The sequence below is a fragment of the Paraburkholderia sediminicola genome (assembly GCF_046026895.1).
Lineage (GTDB): Bacteria > Pseudomonadota > Gammaproteobacteria > Burkholderiales > Burkholderiaceae > Paraburkholderia > Paraburkholderia sediminicola_C.
Window position 1 is genome coordinate 1 of sequence record NZ_JAQQEU010000073.1, and the last position, 17189, is coordinate 17189.

15 protein-coding genes are annotated in these 17189 nt (G+C 66.0%); 7 read left to right on the plus strand and 8 right to left on the minus strand.

The window, feature by feature from the left end; genetic code table 11:
• Both PQR02_RS32385 and PQR02_RS32390 read left to right on the plus strand, forming a co-directional pair.
• A partial coding sequence (locus PQR02_RS32385) for an ATP-binding cassette domain-containing protein (RefSeq protein WP_408241315.1) occupies positions 1-1670 on the plus strand: 1670 nt, incomplete at its 5' end.
• A 127-nt stretch (positions 1671-1797) separates the two neighbouring features.
• The gene (locus tag PQR02_RS32390) at positions 1798-2865 is read left to right on the plus strand and encodes a CaiB/BaiF CoA transferase family protein (RefSeq protein WP_408241397.1); all 1068 of its coding nucleotides are present in this window, start codon (positions 1798-1800) and stop codon (positions 2863-2865) included.
• A gap of 1 nt (position 2866) precedes the next feature.
• Here the strand turns inward: PQR02_RS32390 and PQR02_RS32395 are convergent, their stop codons facing one another.
• From PQR02_RS32395 to alr, 3 genes are all read right to left on the minus strand, one after another.
• Positions 2867-3130 carry a DUF2866 domain-containing protein gene (locus PQR02_RS32395; RefSeq protein WP_408241318.1) on the minus strand — a complete coding sequence of 88 codons (264 nt, stop codon included), beginning with the start codon at positions 3128-3130 and terminating at the stop codon, positions 2867-2869.
• 142 nt (positions 3131-3272) lie between these two features.
• A complete protein-coding gene (gene radA, locus PQR02_RS32400; protein WP_408241321.1) occupies positions 3273-4649 on the minus strand; it encodes a DNA repair protein RadA in 1377 nt (458 codons plus the stop codon).
• Between the two features lie 248 nt (positions 4650-4897).
• Entirely contained in the window at positions 4898-5968 is a 1071-nt protein-coding gene (gene alr / locus PQR02_RS32405) for an alanine racemase (RefSeq protein ID WP_408241324.1), read from the minus strand.
• A gap of 218 nt (positions 5969-6186) precedes the next feature.
• Here alr and lplT point away from each other — a divergent pair, with 218 nt between their 5' ends.
• Complete coding sequence (gene lplT / locus PQR02_RS32410; protein WP_408241327.1) at positions 6187-7494, plus strand: lysophospholipid transporter LplT; 1308 nt, start codon at positions 6187-6189, stop codon at positions 7492-7494.
• A 57-nt stretch (positions 7495-7551) separates the two neighbouring features.
• Positions 7552-8358, plus strand: a complete 807-nt coding sequence (thiD, locus tag PQR02_RS32415) for a bifunctional hydroxymethylpyrimidine kinase/phosphomethylpyrimidine kinase (protein ID WP_408241330.1) — start codon at positions 7552-7554, stop codon at positions 8356-8358.
• Between the two features lie 78 nt (positions 8359-8436).
• Here the strand turns inward: thiD and PQR02_RS32420 are convergent, their stop codons facing one another.
• From PQR02_RS32420 to tsaB, 4 genes are read right to left on the minus strand one after another with little or no spacing between them, the layout of a single operon-like run.
• Positions 8437-9486: a DUF1853 family protein gene (locus tag PQR02_RS32420; protein ID WP_408241333.1), complete on the minus strand. Its 1050-nt coding sequence runs from the start codon at positions 9484-9486 to the stop codon at positions 8437-8439.
• Positions 9487-9492: 6 nt separating this feature from the next.
• Positions 9493-10740, minus strand: coding sequence for a uracil-DNA glycosylase (locus PQR02_RS32425; RefSeq protein ID WP_408241336.1), 1248 nt, complete (start codon positions 10738-10740; stop codon positions 9493-9495).
• Positions 10727-11221: a ribosomal protein S18-alanine N-acetyltransferase gene (gene rimI, locus PQR02_RS32430; RefSeq protein ID WP_408241339.1), complete on the minus strand. Its 495-nt coding sequence runs from the start codon at positions 11219-11221 to the stop codon at positions 10727-10729. Before rimI ends, PQR02_RS32425 begins: the two co-directional genes overlap by 14 nt.
• Positions 11218-12078 carry a tRNA (adenosine(37)-N6)-threonylcarbamoyltransferase complex dimerization subunit type 1 TsaB gene (gene tsaB, locus PQR02_RS32435; protein ID WP_408241342.1) on the minus strand — a complete coding sequence of 287 codons (861 nt, stop codon included), beginning with the start codon at positions 12076-12078 and terminating at the stop codon, positions 11218-11220. Before tsaB ends, rimI begins: the two co-directional genes overlap by 4 nt.
• Before the next feature lie 179 nt (positions 12079-12257).
• Between tsaB and PQR02_RS32440 the strand changes: the two genes are divergently transcribed.
• The 3 genes from PQR02_RS32440 to aceA all read left to right on the plus strand — a co-directional run bounded on the left by PQR02_RS32440 (position 12258) and on the right by aceA (position 16363).
• Positions 12258-12527, plus strand: coding sequence for an acyl-CoA-binding protein (locus PQR02_RS32440; RefSeq protein ID WP_408241345.1), 270 nt, complete (start codon positions 12258-12260; stop codon positions 12525-12527).
• A 448-nt stretch (positions 12528-12975) separates the two neighbouring features.
• Complete coding sequence (locus PQR02_RS32445; RefSeq protein WP_408241348.1) at positions 12976-14601, plus strand: DEAD/DEAH box helicase; 1626 nt, start codon at positions 12976-12978, stop codon at positions 14599-14601.
• 457 nt (positions 14602-15058) lie between these two features.
• Positions 15059-16363 (plus strand): isocitrate lyase, encoded by a 1305-nt coding sequence (aceA, locus tag PQR02_RS32450; protein ID WP_408241401.1) that lies wholly within the window; start codon positions 15059-15061, stop codon positions 16361-16363.
• Between the two features lie 289 nt (positions 16364-16652).
• On the opposite strand, the gene PQR02_RS32455 is transcribed toward aceA, so the two are convergent.
• A complete protein-coding gene (locus PQR02_RS32455) occupies positions 16653-17087 on the minus strand; it encodes a universal stress protein (RefSeq protein ID WP_408241351.1) in 435 nt (144 codons plus the stop codon).
• Positions 17088-17189: the final 102 nt, after the last annotated feature.

Genomic DNA, 17189 nt, shown 5'->3' on the forward strand with positions numbered 1-17189 from the left:
GGCGCGCCCTCACCCCCCCCCGCCCCGGGGGTGGGCCGCCCCACGACGGCGCGGCCGAAGGCGAGGCGCACGCCGCGTTCGCGGACGCCGACGGCTACACCGCGCCCGCGCGTGCCGAAGCGCTGCTGCTCGGTCTCGGCTTCACGCTCGAGCAGACGCGCGAGCCGGTCAGCAGCTTTTCGGGCGGCTGGCGCATGCGGCTGAATCTCGCGCAAGCGCTGATGTGCCGCTCCGACCTGCTGCTGCTCGACGAACCGACCAACCACCTGGATCTCGACGCGATCGTCTGGCTCGAAGACTGGCTGCATCGCTATGCCGGCACGCTGATCGTGATCTCGCACGACCGCGAATTTCTCGATTCGGTCTGCAACGTCACGCTGCACCTCGAACAACAGCAGATCAAGCGTTACGGCGGCAACTACTCGCAGTTCGAAGTGCTGCGCGCGCAGCAGATCGCGCTGCAGCAGAACGCGTACGAAAAGCAGCAACGCACGGTCGCGCATCTGCAGAGCTACATCAATCGCTTCAAGGCGCAGGCCACCAAGGCGCGCCAGGCGCAAAGCCGTGTGAAGGCGCTCGAAAAGATGGAGCTGATCGCGCCCGCGCATGCGAGCTCGCCGTTCACGTTCGAGTTCCGCGCGCCCGATTCCGCGCCGAATCCGATGATGGTGATGGAAGACGTGCGCTGCGGCTACCGTGGCGAAGAAGACGTCGAGATTCCGATCGTCGATCACGTGATGCTGTCGATCCAGAACGGTCAGCGTATCGGCCTGCTCGGCGCCAACGGCCAGGGCAAATCGACGTTGATCAAGACGCTGGCCGGCACGCTCGAAGCGCTCGGCGGTCACGTGCGCGAGGGCAAGGGTCTGCGCATCGGCTACTTCGCGCAGCATCAGCTAGAAACGCTGCGCGCGGACGACACGCCGCTGCAGCACCTCGCACGACTCGCGCCGGACACGCGCGAACAGGAGTTGCGCGACTTCCTCGGCAGCTTCAACTTTTCCGGCGAGATGGCGACGTCGAAGATCGCGCCCTTCTCCGGCGGCGAAAAGGCGCGCCTCGCGCTTGCGCTGATCATCTGGCAGAAGCCGAACCTGCTGCTGCTCGACGAGCCGACCAACCACCTGGATCTCGAAACGCGGCACGCGCTGACCATGGCGCTCGCGCAATTCGAAGGCACGCTGATTCTGGTGTCGCACGACCGGCATCTGCTGCGCGCCACCACCGACCAGTTCATGCTGGTCGCGAAACACCGCCTGACGGAATTCGACGGCGATCTCGACGACTATCGCGACTGGCTGCTGCAACATGCGGCCGAGCAGCGCGCGGCGCTCAAAGCGGGCGCGGCGGCCAATGGCGCGGACAGCAACGCGGATAACGGCGGAAATCGCAAGGAGCAGCGCCGCCTCGAAGCGGAAACGCGGCAGAAGCTCGCGCACCTGAAGAAGCCGCTGCAAAGCCGCATCACCAAGATCGAAAAGGAAATGGACACGCTCAACGCGGAGAAGGCGACGCTCGATGCGTTCGTCGTCGATCCGGCAAGCTATGAGCCCGAGCGGAAAAGCAAACTGACGGAGGCGATCCGCCGGCAGGCAGACGTGAACGCGCGCCTCGAAACACTCGAAGCCGAATGGCTCGAGACTCACGAGGAACTTGAACAAATCGGCTAGCGGCACGCTGTTTGCGGTCCGCGCCGGCACCGGCGGGAGGTTGGCTTTGTCTTCAGCGACATCATCATCCGAGTCATCGGCCGCGGCGTCCGCTTCTTCCGCTTCGGCCGCGGTGGCGCCGCCCGCGCTGCAAGGACTGCGCGTGCTCGATCTGACGCGCCTGCTGCCAGGCCCGGAGGCCGCGCTGCGGCTCGCCGAACTCGGTGCCGACGTGCTGAAGATCGAAGCGCCCGGCGCGGGCGACCCCACCCGCACGATGATGCAGTCGTCGGCCGACCGCGTGGCCGGGCGGCCCGGCGCGTTCTACCGGCTCGTGAATCGCGGCAAGCGCGAGACGCGCCTCGACCTCAAATCCGAAGCGGGACGCAACGTGTTGCGCGCGCTCGCGGCGCAAGCGGACGTGCTCATCGAGAGCTTCCGTCCGGGCGTGATGGAGCGGCTCGGCCTCGACTACGCGACACTGCGCGCGGACAATCCGCGGCTCGTCTACTGCGCGATCAGCGGCTATGGCGCGAGCGGCCCATTCGCGGATCACGCCGGTCACGATCTGAACTACATCGGTTATGCGGGCGTGCTCGATCAGTTGGCAAGCCGCGACGGCACGCCGATCGTGCCGAATTTCCAGATCGCCGACCTGCTCGGCGGCGCGTTGAGCGCGGTCACGCAGATTCTCGCCGCGCTATGGCATGTGTCGCGCGGCGGCGAAGGCCGTTTCGTCGACGTGTCGATGGCGCATGTCACCTACGCGCACAACGTCGTCGCGCAGGTCGCGCTCGCCAACGAAGGCGCCGCGCCGGCCGTAGGCGCCGGTCTGCTGAATGGCGGCGTGCCCTGCTACAACCTGTACCGCACGCTCGATCACCGCTGGCTCGCGGTCGGCGCGCTCGAACTGAAATTCTGGGAAACGTTGTGCATGGCGCTCGACCGCCCCGAGTGGGCGACGCGCCACTGGAGCCTCGGCCAGGCGATCGGCGGTCCGGATGCCGTCGCGCTCACGCGGGAGCTATCCGACGTGATCGGCGCGCGTGCACTGGAAGAGTGGGTGGTGTTGCTGGAGCCGCTCGACTGCTGTGTGTCGCCGGTGCTGACAGCGGCGGAAGCCGCGCGGCATCCGCTGTTCAATCCGCAGGCGTATGCGGCAGCGGGCGCGAGTGAAAATGCGAGCGAAACCGACGGCGACGCCGCGCTACGCTGACTCAACGGCGCGGCAAAGTCTGACGCGGCGTCTTTTCGTCGTCGTACAGCAGGTGCTTGCGGCCTTCCACGTGACGGTTGATCGTGGCGCGCACCTCGTCGGCCGTGGCGTCTTCGGCCACCACCCGTCGCGATATCTGCCCCGCCGTGTCGATCCACTCGACAATCCGGCAAGCGCCGCCCCACGGCTGGCGAATCGGTGCTGACACTCGGCAGCCACGCACCTGTATCGGCCGCTCGGCCAGGCTTTCATATGACTCTTTCAAGGCGCGATCCTTTTTCGGGCATCGGAAGGGATGCATACCTTGACAGCTTAGGAAAAAGGATCGCCATTCAGGTTACAGCCGATATGAATATATTTACAGGACATTACGACGCCCTGCTGGCCCGCGGACGCCGCAGCCCCGTCTATTCGAGCGTGCGGACCCGATCGATCGCCTGTTCGATCCGTTCGACCGCAACGACCTGTAAGCCTTCGATCGGCTGTTTCGGCGCATTGGCCTTCGGAATGACCGCGACCGAGAAGCCCAGTTTGGCCGCTTCCTTCAACCGCTCCTGACCCCGCGGCGACGGCCGGATCTCCCCGGCGAGGCCCACTTCGCCAAACACCACCAGTCCCTTGGGCAGCGGCTTGTTACGCATCGACGAGTGGATCGCGAGCAGCACGGACAGATCGGCGGCGGGTTCGGTGATCTTCACGCCGCCGACCGCGTTCAGGAACACGTCCTGATCGAAGCACGCGATCCCCGCATGCCGATGCAGCACGGCCAGCAACATCGCCAGCCGGTTCTGCTCCAGGCCGACCGCGAGCCGCCGCGGATTCGGCGCATTGGCCGCGTCCACCAGCGCCTGCACTTCGACCAGCAGCGGCCGCGTGCCCTCCTGCGTCACCAGCACGCACGAGCCCGGCACCGACTGCTCGTGCTGCGACAGGAACAGCGCCGAAGGATTGGCCACGCCGCGCAGGCCGCGCTCGGTCATCGCGAACACGCCGAGTTCGTTGACCGCGCCGAAGCGGTTCTTGATCGCGCGCACGAGACGGTACGACGAGTGCGTGTCGCCTTCGAAGTACAGCACCGTATCGACGATGTGTTCGAGCACGCGCGGCCCCGCCAGCGCGCCTTCCTTGGTCACGTGGCCGACCATGATGATGGTGGTGCCCGACTGCTTGGCGATGCGGGTCAATTGCGCCGCGCACTCGCGCACCTGCGCGACCGAGCCCGGCGCGGAAGTCAGCGCGTCGGAATAGACCGTCTGGATCGAGTCGATCACCGCGACATCGGGGCGCTGCTCGGCGATCGTCGCCTGGATTTTTTCGAGCTGGATTTCCGCGAGCAATTGCAGCTCGCTCGCCTTCGAACCCGGCTCCAGCAACGAAAGCCGTTGCGCGCGCAACGCAATCTGCGCGGCCGACTCTTCACCGCTGATATAGAGCGCGCGTTTGTCGGCGGCGATTTCCGCGAGCGATTGCAAGAGCAGCGTCGATTTGCCGATGCCCGGATCGCCGCCGATCAGCACCACGCCGCCCGGCACCAGCCCGCCGCCGAGCACGCGGTCGAATTCGCTGACGCCGGTGGAGAACCGCGGCACGTCGGACGCGTCGATATCGGCCAGACGGCGTACCGGGGCGCTCTTCGCGAGCGACTGGAAGCGGTGCGTGGACGGCGTTTCCGCCACTGATTCGACCAGCGTATTCCATGCATTGCATGACGGGCACTGGCCGGCCCATTTCGGCGATTGCCCGCCGCATTCACTGCAGATGTACAACGTTTTGGGTTTAGCCACGCGTGATTGCCTGTGTTGCTGTTGCTGGGATTGATGCGGGTGATGGGCGTGGCGCCTCGGAGCGGCAAACGCTGACGCGATGAAGGGCGGTGCACACAGCGACACCGCGAACCTCGCGAGGAGCGCGGCAACAAGCGCGGCGGCAGCCAGGCTAAAAGCGCAACGGCTTGCCCTGCGCCGACCCGCGCAGCGCATCGCAAACCGCAAACCCGCGGCGGCCTGCGACAACGCTTGCGCCACGCGCGTTATTACTCCGCGCGCACTGGCACGCGCGGCGCCACCGCGCACATCAGCTCATAGCCGATCGTGCCGCACGCCTGCGCGACGTCGTCGATCGGCAGCGCGGTGCCCCACAGCTCGACTCGCGAGCCGATGTTGGCGGTCGGCACTGGCGTCAAATCGACCGTGAGCATGTCCATCGACACCCGCCCGACGACCCGCGTGCGCACACCGTCGACGATCACGGGCGTGCCTTCCGGCGCGACCCGCGGATAGCCGTCCGCGTAGCCGCAGGCGACCACGCCGATGCGCATCGGCGCGCGCGCCTTGAACGCCGAGCCGTAGCCTACCGTGCTGCCTTCGCCGAGCATTTGCACCGCGATCAATTCGGACGTGAGCGTCATCGCCGGCTGCAGCCCGGTGCCTTCGATGGCGGCCGTCACGCCCGACGGCGACGCACCGTACAGCATGATGCCCGGGCGCACCCAGTCGAAATGCGCGTTCGGATGCCAGAGCGTGGCCGCCGAATTGGCTAGGCTGCGCGCGCCGGCAATGCCTTGCGCGCCGCGCTCGAATGCTCCCATCTGGTAAGCGATGCCGCGCTCGCCGTCGGCATCCGAAAAATGCGTCATCAAGGTGATCTGACCGACGCCCTGGCAGGCGCGCGCCCGCTCCCACGCGGCGCGGAATTTCTCCACCGTGTAGCCGAGCCGGTTCATCCCGGTGTTCATCTTCAACTGGATGTTGACGGGTTTCGACAGACGCGCCATTTCGAGCATGCGCAACTGTTCGTCCGAATGCAGCGCGGTGGTGAGGCTGTAGCGGTCGATCACATCGATATCGGTCGGACGAAAGAAGCCCTCGAGCAGAAGAATCGGCCCGGCCCAGCCCAATTCACGCAACTTCACGGCTTCTTCGAGGTCCAGCAAACCAAAGCCGTCGGTTGCGCGCAAACCCGGAAAGGCCCGCGCGAGACCATGCCCATAAGCATTGGCCTTGACGACGGCCCAAATTTTGGATTTCGGCGCATAGCGGCGCGCGACGGCAAGATTATTGGCGAGTGCGGCGGTGTGAATCGTGGCTGAGAGGGGACGCGGCATGGGATATTTTCGTAAAGACGCTTGCGAATCAGCGGCTTACTGGGCGTTTTCAACGCTCGGCAGCCCGCTGGGCGGTGCGATCAAGGATTCTGCTAGTCCGAATCCAGCTATTTTCATGATATAAAGCCGTGCGCACAACCCATTTCGAACGGCATAAGCCCGGACGTATTGCAAACGGCCGGGGCGGACAGACCGCAGCGAGGACAGCATCGCATCAGATGAAAAAAGGTTTTTACACCATCATGGCCGCGCAGTTTTTTTCGTCGCTGGCCGACAATGCGCTTCTGATCGCTGCTATCGCACTGCTGAAAGATCTTCACGCCCCGAACTGGATGACGCCGCTGCTCAAGCTGTTTTTTGTGCTGTCGTACGTCGTGCTCGCCGCGTTCGTGGGCGCCTTCGCCGACTCCCGTCCGAAAGGACGCGTGATGTTCATCACCAACACCATCAAGGTGGTCGGCTGCATCACCATGCTGGTCGGCGCGCATCCGCTTCTTGCGTACGGCATCGTCGGCTTCGGCGCGGCGGCCTACTCGCCCGCCAAGTACGGTATCCTCACCGAACTGCTGCCGCCTGACCGGCTGGTCGCCGCGAACGGCTGGATCGAGGGCACCACGGTCGGCTCGATCATTCTGGGCACGGTGCTCGGCGGCGCGTTGATCAGTCCGCACATCGCCGCGCCGATCCTCAGGGTGCACATCCCCACTGTCCACACGCCGGCCGAAGCGGCGATGCTCGTGATCATGGGCATCTACATCATCGCCGCGCTGTTCAATCTGCGCATTCCCGACACCGGCGCGCGTTACCCGAAACAGGAACGCGGCCCGATCAGGCTCATCACCGATTTCGCCGACTGTTTTCTCGTGCTGTGGCGCGACAAGCTCGGCCAGATTTCGCTCGCGGTCACCACGCTGTTCTGGGGCGCCGGCGCGACGCTGCAATTCATCGTGCTGAAGTGGGCTGAGGTGTCGCTCGGCATGTCGCTCTCCGAGGCGGCCATCCTGCAGGCGGTGGTGGCCGTCGGCGTAGCGGCCGGCGCGATCTTCGCGGCCTCGCGCGTGCCGTTGAAGAAGTCGCTGTCGGTACTGCCGGTCGGCATCATGATGGGTGTCGCCGTGATGCTGATGGCGTTCTACACGCGCGATCTGTTCCCCGCGCACTGGGGCGTGTATTTCGGCCGCATGCATGTGCCGGGCTATCTGATCTTCGCGTACATCTTCCTGATGGTGGTCGGCGGCCTGTCGGGCTTTTTCGTGGTGCCGATGAATGCGTTGCTGCAACATCGCGGCCACGTGCTGTTGTCGGCGGGTCACTCGATCGCCGTGCAGAACTTCAATGAAAATCTCTCCGTGCTCGTCATGCTGTGCCTGTACGCGGTACTGGTCTGGCTCGACGTGCCGGTCGCCACGGTGATCGTGCTGTTCGGCACCTTCGTGTGCGTGATGATGTGGTTCGTGATGCGGCGCCACCAGGCGAACCAGCGCGCGTTCGACTCGGTCGCGCTGATCGGCGAAGCCAAGCACTGACCCGCGCGGGCCGTCTTCGAACCGCGTGGCCGCGCCTTCCTTCCTGCTCGCTTGACCATGACTCAACCGATTCCCAATGTGCTGACGATCGCCGGCTCCGACTCCGGCGGGGGCGCCGGCATTCAAGCCGATCTGAAGACTTTCTCGGCGCTCGGCGCGTATGGCGCGAGCGTGATCACCGCGCTGACCGCGCAGAACACGCGCGGCGTGACCGCGATACATGCGCCGGACCCGGACTTCATCACCGCGCAACTCGACGCGGTGTTCGACGACATCCGCATCGACGCGGTGAAGATCGGCATGCTTGCGAACGCGCCTATCGCTCGCGCGGTCGCCGACGCGCTGCGCCGTCACAAGCCCAGGCACATCGTGCTCGACACGGTGATGATCTCGAAGAGCAATCATGCGCTGTTGCTGCCCGATGCGGTCACGGCGGTGCGTGACGAACTGCTGCCGCTCGCCGACGTGCTGACGCCCAATCTGCCGGAAGCCGCCGCGCTGCTCGGCGTTCGGCCCGCCGCCGATGAAGCCGGCATGGTCGAACAAGGCGAAGCGCTGCGCGCGCTCGGCGCACGCGCGGTGCTGATGAAGGGCGGCCATCTGAGCGCGGCTGACAGTCCGGACTGGCTGATGCAGGACAGCGGCGCGCTGCGCCTGGGCGGTCCACGCGTGCCGGTGAAGAACACGCATGGGACGGGCTGCACGCTGTCGTCCGCGATTGCGGCGCTGATTCCGCAACGCGGCGATCTGGCGAGCGCAGTGGCCGACGCAAAGCTTTATCTCACCGGCGCGCTGAAAGCGAGCGATCGACTCGACGTCGGTGGCGGCGTCGGGCCGGTGCATCATTTTTATCGGTGGTGGTGAAGCTGAGAATGGGCGTTGAGCCCTTGCATCAGATGGCGGCATCAAGCAGGCGTCGCCGTCCGGCTGCCTGCTGCGCCGTCACTGCCGCGCGTAGTTGCGCGCCTGCTCGGGCCATTCATCCGGCACGATGAAGCCGCGCGAGCATTCGCTGAGGTAGCCGGCGTTGTCCTCGACAAAAGCGGCCACCATCGTCGGTCCAGGTTGATGGGATATCTGCGCAGCGAGTGTTTGCGCGTCGACGAAAAGCGGTCTCGTGGCGGCGGCGTCGAATTGCTCGCTTGCCTGCGTCATTTCCCGCATCGGTTCGTGCTCCGCGCGCCTCGGCGCGAGCCATTCCAGCCGCGGCAGCAACCGCCACTTCTGTGCATGCGCCGCCGCGAAGGCCGGCCAATCGCCGCGCGTGACCCACCAGCCACGGCCATGCGCCGGATCGAGTTCGGCGGGGTCGGTCGGCGTCTCGCCGTGCCGGTAAAACAGCCAGCCTTTGATGAACATCTGCGGCGTCCACGGCCCCGCATAGCCGACCGACGCGAACTCTTCGCGCGCGCTCAACGGCAACTGGTGGTTCAACAGATGCGCGAGCTTCAGATCGAAACGGTCTTTCAGATTCGGCCCGACGTAGTCCGCCAACTGCGCGCGCCCGTCGCCCGCATGCAGGTAGCACTTCACCGCCAGCTCCCAATGCAGCCGCGCGCCCTCGCGCGTCTGCACGAGAAAATCGCATTCGCCGAGCGTGACGCCCGCGCGCCGCAACGGCACGCCCGCTGCGACGAGCCGCGCCGCCGGTCCGTGTTGCAGAAACCAGCCGACGAGCCGCTCGGCGTAGCGGCCTAGACGCGTGATGCGCGGGGCCGCGAGGTCGTGATGCAAGGGGGCCGGCGCGGCGTCGAGCGCGCGCAGCCAGTCGGTGGTTGCCTGCAGCGCCTCGGGAGTGTCGAATGGATTCGCGAGTGCGCCCAGCGGGGGTTGCGGACGCAGCAGACCGGCGCTCAGCAACAGCCACGCCAGATCGCGCACGGCCGCATCGCGCAACGTGTCGAGCAGGTTATCGAGCAGCGTGGTGCGCAACGCGGCGTGAGCATCGGGCGCGGCGGCAGCGACGCGCGCCGCCGGTCCATTAACGGCCATCGCCGATCACTTCGCCGCGTCCGACGGCGCGCCGCCGGCCGCGCGCCATGTGTCGCGCGCGAGGCACAGGTCGGCCCAGGCCTTCGCCTTGTCGGGCAGGCTGCGCAGCAGATACGCCGGGTGATAGGTGACGATCACCGGTACGCCCTCGTATTCGTGCACGCGGCCGCGCAGCGACGAAATGCTCGCGTCGGTCTTCAGCAGACTCTGCGCGGCAAAACGCCCGAGCGCGACGATCAGCTTCGGCTTGACCAGCGACACCTGGCGTTGCAGATACGGCTCGCAACGCGCGACTTCGTCCGGCTCCGGATTGCGGTTGCCGGGCGGCCGGCACTTGATCACGTTCGCGATGTAGACGTTGGTGTCGCGTGCGAGTGTCAGCGAACGCAACATGTTGTCGAGCAGCTTGCCCGCCTGGCCGACGAACGGTTCGCCGAGACGGTCCTCGTTCTCGCCCGGCGCTTCGCCGATCAGCATCCAGTCGGCGCTGCGATCGCCGACGCCGAACACGGTGTTCGTGCGCTTCTCGCATAGACGGCAAAGGCGGCAGGCGGAGACGCGCTCGCTCAACGCATCCCAGTCGAGCGTGTGGATGGCCGGCAACTGGAGGGGGTCGCCGCGCGCTTCCGACGGCGGGTGCGCGGGCAAGTCGTCGAACCACGCGAAATCATCGTCGGCGGGTGCGTCGAATGCGGGGGGCTCGGCAACGCGGGATTGTCGTTGCGCGGATTGCTCCTGCGCCTCGGGCTGGGATGGCTGCACGCGTCGGGATTGCCGCATCGGTTCACGCGGCGTTTGCGACTCAGGCGTGTCGCCAGGGGCTTGCACGCGCTCTTGCGCCACGTCGCCGCCCGGCGCAGGTTGCGCACGACGCTCACCGCGCTCGCCATCTTGCGCGGAGCGCAACGGCTCGCTCGTACGCACCCATGCTTCACGCTCCTCGAACCGCTCGCCTGCCCCGGCCGACGATGCCGCCTGTCCGTCCCGAACGGGGGCGTGGCGTTCGCTGTGCGTCGGCGCGGCATCCGCTTGCCGACTCTCACTTGCACGAGGCCCGGGCCGCTGGATGTCCTGCGTAAGACCGCCTGCCCCTGCCGCCGCCGCGCGCGCATCGTCACCACGCCCTGGCTGCCCGGCCAGCGCAACGGCGCCCTGCCCGACACCCGCTTCTTCGACCGCGTGCGCGGCCATCCCCCGACGCACCCACAGCGGCGCGAGTCCGAACTCTTCCAGTACCGAGTCATGCAGCGCCATCTGTGCCCTCCGTGGCAAACGAGAAACGCATCACGATGGCGTCCTCCCGGCTGCGATGCCGCGCCGGATAATAATTTTTGCGCCGGCCGATCGACGTAAAGCCGAAACGTTCGTAGAGCCGGATCGCCCGATGATTCGACGGCCGCACTTCGAGCAGCAGGCCGTCGAGTTTTTCGGCGCGCGTAATGCGCACCGCCTCGCGCAGCAGCGCAAGGCCCGCGCCGGCGCCTTGGGCGCCAGGCGCCACGCATAGATTGAGCAGATGCATTTCGTCGACCACCGGCATCAGCACGCAGTAGCCGATCAGCGTACCGGTCACGTGCCGCAGGCACAGGCCGAAATAGCCATTGCGCAGCGAATCGCCGAAATTGCCCCGGCTCCACGGAAACTCATAAGCAGTCTTCTCGATCGCGGCGACCTCGTCCAGATCGCCTTCGGTCATCGGCGACATGTAGCGGTCCGCGAGCAACACGCCGCTCATTGCCGGCCCTCGCCGTGAGGGGCAGTGTCGGGAGCGCCACCATGCGTGTTCTGCGCAGGCGCCGTGTGCCGCGCGGCCTCTTCGGTCCGCGCAGCCTGCTCGGCCCTGGCGGCTTTTTCCGCCTTCTGCGCGAGCCGTTCCACCGTGGTTTGCGCGACCTTGTCGCGCACGTATTCCGGCGCGGCCTGGTCGGCAGGCACCGTGCGGCCCGCGCGAAACGCGCGCAGCGCCGCGTGCGCGAGCGGCAGCGCATGCGGCAGCGCTGCGCCGTCGACCGTACGCGCGGCCGCCACCGCGGGCAGGCGCGCGCCGAACGCGGCCGCGGCGTTGCCGGCCAGCGTGAAAGGCACATCGGGCAAAACGAGCCGCTCCGGCACGTCGAGCGACGCCGTCTGTACGGTGCGCCATTCGCATTGCGCGTCGTCCCACGCGTAGTCGGCCCAATAGATCTCGTCCATGCGGGCGTCGAGCGCGGCCAGCACGCGCGTCGCCGACGGATCACGCAGGCGCGCGCTTTCCGCGCAGGCCAGCAGCGTGCTGACCGGCACGACCGGCAGGTTCAGGCCGAACGCCAGCCCTTGGGCGACGCCGGTCGCCGTGCGCAGGCCGGTGAACGAGCCGGGACCGGCGCCGAATGCGATCGCGTCGCAGTCCGCGAGGCTCAAGCCGGCCTCGTCGAACAGTTCGCGGATCGCGGGAAGCAGGCGCGTGCTCGAAACCGCGCCGGTCTGCTCGTGGCGGACCCAGCAGCGGGGTTCGGCGCCGCTCTGGGCGGCGGCGTCGACGGTGACGCGCAGAAGCGCTACCGAACAGAATTCGGTTGAGGTATCGAGGGCAAGGAGCACAGTTTGAGTCATGGACCGTATTGTAATCGGCACTGCGCGCGCAAATGTGGTTTGGCGTGGCGCAGCCCGGCAGCAAGAGCCTGGCGCGGGCCGGCGCAATTTGGAATAGGCCCTCGGCCCCCGGGACGGCACGCAATTGCTATGATCGTCGACCGATTCTCACCTGATCCCGCCCCGCGGGCACCACCACGATGACAGACCTCGACACCCAATTCGCGCAGGCTCATGAAGACGTCCAGCAGTTGCCGGAGCGTCCGGGCAACCTCACGCTGCTGCGCCTCTCTGGACTCTACAAGCAGGCCACCCGCGGCGACGTCCACGGCGACAAACCGGGCTTCACCGACATCGTCGGCAAATACAAGTACGACGCGTGGGCCGCGCTCAAGGGCACCGCGCAGGACGCTGCGAAGCAGCAATACGTCGAACTGGTCGAATCGCTGAAAAGCGGCACCGCGGCCTGAGGCCGGCTTGCCCGCGATCGGCCCGGCGACTACCCTGCGACGTCGGAATTGATCGCCATCAGATGGGCCCAGCAAAGTTTTCCGCCCGGAAACTTCCGAATAGTGGCGCAGTGCAACAAATCACTATATAATGCTGCCTGCGCTTCACTGCTTTGCCCGGCTTTCCTTAGCGGCCTTTGCGGCGCAGCGCCTCGTAGCGTTTAGCTCCAATCCAGTTTAGAACCTGTCCCCTCCTGCCTAGCCCCCTACGGGCGATCATGTCCCAGGCTGGCGGCACGCCGTGTTGGCATGTCGCATCCGATACAGCTTCTAACGAAAAGCTCGCCTTCATTGTCGCGAGCTGCCCCCGTTTTTCGATTTGCTCGCTGCTTCTTTGCTCGCTGAATCCGACGACTTGGGTATGCCGATTGGCGCCGACGTTTTAATTCCCTGTGTACCAAGGATTCTCATGACTTCGAGCAACACCTCCAGCCCGTTGAACGCCATCGCCGATCAAGCCCTCGGTCTCGCCGACGCACCCGCACAAGCCGCAGCCGTTGCTGCCGCTCCGGAAGCCGTCGCCGCTGAAGCCGCAGCGCCCACCGGCCCGACGTTCGCGTCGCTTGGTCTGTCCGCGGATGTCGTCTCCGCGCTGACCGCCGCTGGTTACCAGAACCCGACGCCGGTTCAGCAACGCGCGATCCCCGCCGGCATCGCCGGCCGCGATCTGCTGGTGTCGAGCCCGACCGGTTCGGGCAAGACCGCCGCGTTCATGCTGCCCGCCATCGAACGTTTTTCGCAATTGCAAAAGGCGCAAGCCGGCCAGCCGCGCGAGCCGCGTCCGGCCGACGGCGCCCGCACGCGCCGTCCGCAACCGGTTGCCCGTCCGACCATGCTGGTTCTGACGCCGACCCGCGAACTCGCGATGCAGGTCACGACCGCCGCCGCCACGTATGGCAAGCACCTCAAGCGCCTGCGCACCGTCAGCATTCTGGGCGGCGTCGCTTACGGCCAGCAACTGATGCTGCTGGCGAAGAACCCGGAAATCCTGGTCGCCACGCCGGGCCGTCTGATCGACCACCTGGAACGCGGCCGTATCGATCTGTCGCAGCTGCAGATCCTCGTGCTCGACGAAGCCGACCGTATGCTCGACATGGGCTTCATCGAAGACATCGAAACGATCGTCGCGGCCACGCCGGCCACGCGCCAGACCATGCTGTTCTCGGCCACGCTCGACGGCAAGATCGGTTCGCTGACCGGCCGTCTGCTGAAAGATCCGGAGCGTATCGAGATCGTTCAGCGTCTGGAACAGCGTACCAACATCGCGCAAACCGTCCATTACGTCGACGACCGCGATCACAAGGACCGTCTGCTCGACCATTTGCTGCGGGACTCGGGCCTCGACCAGGCCATCGTCTTCACGGCCACCAAGATGGATGCCGACCAGCTCGCCGGGCGTCTTGCCGACGCCGGTTTCGAATCGGCCGCTTTGCACGGCGATCTGCCGCAAGGCGCGCGTAACCGCACCATCAAGGCGCTGCGCGAGCGTCGCGTGCGCGTGCTGGTGGCAACGGACGTCGCCGCTCGCGGTATCGACATCCCGGGCATCACGCACGTGTTCAACTACGACCTGCCGAAGTTCGCCGAAGACTACGTGCACCGTATCGGCCGTACGGGCCGTGCTGGCCGCTCGGGTATCGCGGTGAGCCTCGTGCATCACGCGGAACAGGGCGCGCTCAAGCGCATCGAGCGCTTCGTGCGCACGCCGCTGCCGGTCAACGTCGTCGAAGGCTTCGAGCCGCGCAAGTCGGCTCCGTCGGGCAACGGCCGTCCTGGCTTTGGCGGCCGCGGCCGTCCGGGCGGTGGCAACGGCGGTGGCCGTCGTTTCGGTAGCGGTTCGGGCAAGCCGGCCGGCAACGGCGGCGGCGGCGCGCGCAGCGGCAGTGGCGGCGGCTGGGCTGGCAAGTCGGCTGGCGGCGGTTCGCGTGAAGGCGGCTTCGGCGGCGGCTCCCGTGAAGGCTACGGCGGCTCGCGCGACGGCGGCTACGGCGCACGCCGCAGCGACGGCCCGCGCACGGCTCGTCGCGGCAGCTAAACGGCAGCTACGCAGCGACCGCGGGGCAACCAGGCCGCGGCTGAACCGTCTGGCAGCAATCCAGCAATCAGCTTATAAAAGACCCGGACGGCCTTGCGCCGTTCGTCAGTCGGAAGAAACCGGTGCTCAGGCACCGGTTTTTTTCGTCCATCGCTTGAGCGCCCCAAATTCCACGATGTGAAAAATTTTTTTGCGTCGTAAAAAATCGTGTTGCACAGCACAAGATCGTGCATTGCAACAGGGGAAAAATCGTTTCTCAATGCGAAATTAGGCGCCTAAGTCATTGAATAAACGCAACAATAAATATTTAAAAAACGCTTCGCGGCAGCTATTTCACAATCGGTGATTTGCCTAGACTCTTATATAAGACTTCACGAAACGAAACGCCCCACGGGCCAGCCGCTTCGACGAAGACAGAGTCACCCATCCAAAGGCAACCAAGGAGAACACCATGACCATGACCCGCGAAGAACAAGCCAGGCAACTCCAGCAACAATGGGATACCGATCCGCGCTGGAAGGGCATCAAGCGCACCTATACGGCGGAAGACGTGATCCGTCTGCGCGGTTCGGTTCAGGTGGAACATACGCTCGCCAAGCGCGGCGCGGAAAAGCTCTGGCAGGCGGTGAACAACGAGCCGTTCGTCAATTCGCTCGGCGCGCTGACCGGCAATCAGGCGATGCAGCAGGTCAAGGCCGGCCTCAAGGCGATCTATCTGTCGGGCTGGCAGGTGGCGGGCGACGCGAACGTCGCCGGCGAAATGTACCCGGACCAGTCGCTGTATCCGGCCAACTCGGTGCCGCTCGTCGTGAAGCGCATCAACAACACGCTGACGCGCGCTGACCAGATCCAGTGGTCGGAAGGCAAGAACCCGGGCGACGAAGGCTATATCGACTACTTCGCACCGATCGTCGCGGACGCGGAAGCCGGCTTCGGCGGCGTGCTGAACGCGTTCGAGCTGATGAAGGCGATGATCGAAGCCGGCGCCTCGGGCGTGCACTTCGAAGACCAGCTCGCGTCGGTGAAGAAGTGCGGCCATATGGGCGGCAAGGTGCTCGTGCCGACCCGCGAAAACGTCGCCAAGCTGACCGCCGCGCGTCTGGCCGCCGACGTCTCCGGCGTCCCGACCGTGCTGCTCGCCCGCACCGATGCGGAAGCCGCCGACCTCGTCACCTCGGACATCGACGACAACGACAAGCCGTTCCTGACCGGCGAGCGCACGGTGGAAGGCTTCTATCGCACCAAGCCCGGTCTCGAACAGGCGATCTCACGCGGCCTCGCGTACGCGCCGTATGCCGACATGATCTGGTGCGAAACCGGCAAGCCGGACCTCGAGTTCGCGAAGAAATTCGCCGACGCGATCCACAAGGAATTCCCCGATCAGCTGCTGTCGTACAACTGCTCGCCGTCGTTCAACTGGAAGAAGAATCTGGACGACGCGACCATCGCCAAGTTCCAGCGCGAACTCGGCGCGATGGGCTACAAGTTCCAGTTCATCACGCTGGCCGGCTTCCATGCGCTGAACTACTCGATGTTCAACCTCGCGCACGGTTATGCCCGCAACCAGATGACCGCGTTCGTCGAGATGCAGCAGGCGGAATTCGCGGCGGCCGAAAAGGGCTTCACCGCCGTCAAGCATCAGCGCGAAGTCGGCACCGGCTACTTCGACGCCGTCACGCAAACGGTCGAGCGCGAAGCGTCGACGACCGCGCTGCACGGTTCGACGGAAGACGAGCAGTTCTTCGACAAGAAGGTCGCGTGATCGGCAACCTCGCCGGCCGCGCGGTGGGACTTCGCGGCCCCGAGGTTCGATCGCAGGAACGGCAGCGCAGAAGACAATCAGGCAGTTCCGTCAGAGAGCCGCCGTCATAGGGAGGAGCCGCGCCGCCGGGATGTCGGAAGCCAACCCCGGCGCACGGATTCCGAGAGAACAACGCAGCAGCGGAAAACAGCCGGCACAGCGCATCGTGCGGCAAGCAGCGGCGCGCCGGCCTCACCGCCGGCGCGTTTTTCCGCGCGGACCCCATCAGTTGCGGGCCCGCGCCCACCGTTCAGCGGTACACGATCACCGGAATCTTCGTATGCGTGAGTACCCGCTGCGTCTCGCTGCCGATCAGCAGACTGCCCAGACCGCGCCGCCCGTGCGACGCCATGAAGATCACGTCGCAAGCCCCCTGCTCCGCCGCTTCGATGATGCCCAGATAAGGCGCCGGGTGGACGCTCGTTCGACTCTCCACGGTGACGCCGACCCGGCTGCCGGCTATTTCCACTTCCCGCAAATGGACGCGCGCTTCCCGCTCGCTGCGTTGCAGAAATTCGGAAGGCGGCTCGACCACCACGTCGGAAAACGGCGAGTAGGGATATTGCGGCAGACACGCGTAGGCGGTCACGCGCGCGCCGACTGCCTGCGCGAGGTCGATTGCGCCGTCGATTGCCTTGCGTGACAGTTCTGAACCATCGGTCGGAACCAGGATGTGCCTGAACATGATGCCCTCCGTCGCCGGCTGCGCGCAGCGCGGCGTGAGCGTCCAACGCGGCTCGGCGTGCAAGCCGCTTCAGTCGATTGTAGGTCGCGCCGCTGCGGGTAT

What these genes read in the sequence shown, in the direction of transcription:
- alr (WP_408241324.1), bottom strand. Translation starts at nt 5,968, where the DNA reads ATGCCGCGTCCCCTCTCAGCCACGATTCACACCGCCGCACTCGCCAAT.
- lplT (WP_408241327.1), top strand. Translation starts at nt 6,187, where the DNA reads ATGAAAAAAGGTTTTTACACCATCATGGCCGCGCAGTTTTTTTCGTCG.
- thiD (WP_408241330.1), top strand. Translation starts at nt 7,552, where the DNA reads ATGACTCAACCGATTCCCAATGTGCTGACGATCGCCGGCTCCGACTCC.
- PQR02_RS32420 (WP_408241333.1), bottom strand. Translation starts at nt 9,486, where the DNA reads ATGGCCGTTAATGGACCGGCGGCGCGCGTCGCTGCCGCCGCGCCCGAT.
- PQR02_RS32425 (WP_408241336.1), bottom strand. Translation starts at nt 10,740, where the DNA reads ATGGCGCTGCATGACTCGGTACTGGAAGAGTTCGGACTCGCGCCGCTG.
- rimI (WP_408241339.1), bottom strand. Translation starts at nt 11,221, where the DNA reads ATGAGCGGCGTGTTGCTCGCGGACCGCTACATGTCGCCGATGACCGAA.
- tsaB (WP_408241342.1), bottom strand. Translation starts at nt 12,078, where the DNA reads ATGACTCAAACTGTGCTCCTTGCCCTCGATACCTCAACCGAATTCTGT.
- PQR02_RS32440 (WP_408241345.1), top strand. Translation starts at nt 12,258, where the DNA reads ATGACAGACCTCGACACCCAATTCGCGCAGGCTCATGAAGACGTCCAG.
- PQR02_RS32445 (WP_408241348.1), top strand. Translation starts at nt 12,976, where the DNA reads ATGACTTCGAGCAACACCTCCAGCCCGTTGAACGCCATCGCCGATCAA.
- aceA (WP_408241401.1), top strand. Translation starts at nt 15,059, where the DNA reads ATGACCCGCGAAGAACAAGCCAGGCAACTCCAGCAACAATGGGATACC.
- PQR02_RS32455 (WP_408241351.1), bottom strand. Translation starts at nt 17,087, where the DNA reads ATGTTCAGGCACATCCTGGTTCCGACCGATGGTTCAGAACTGTCACGC.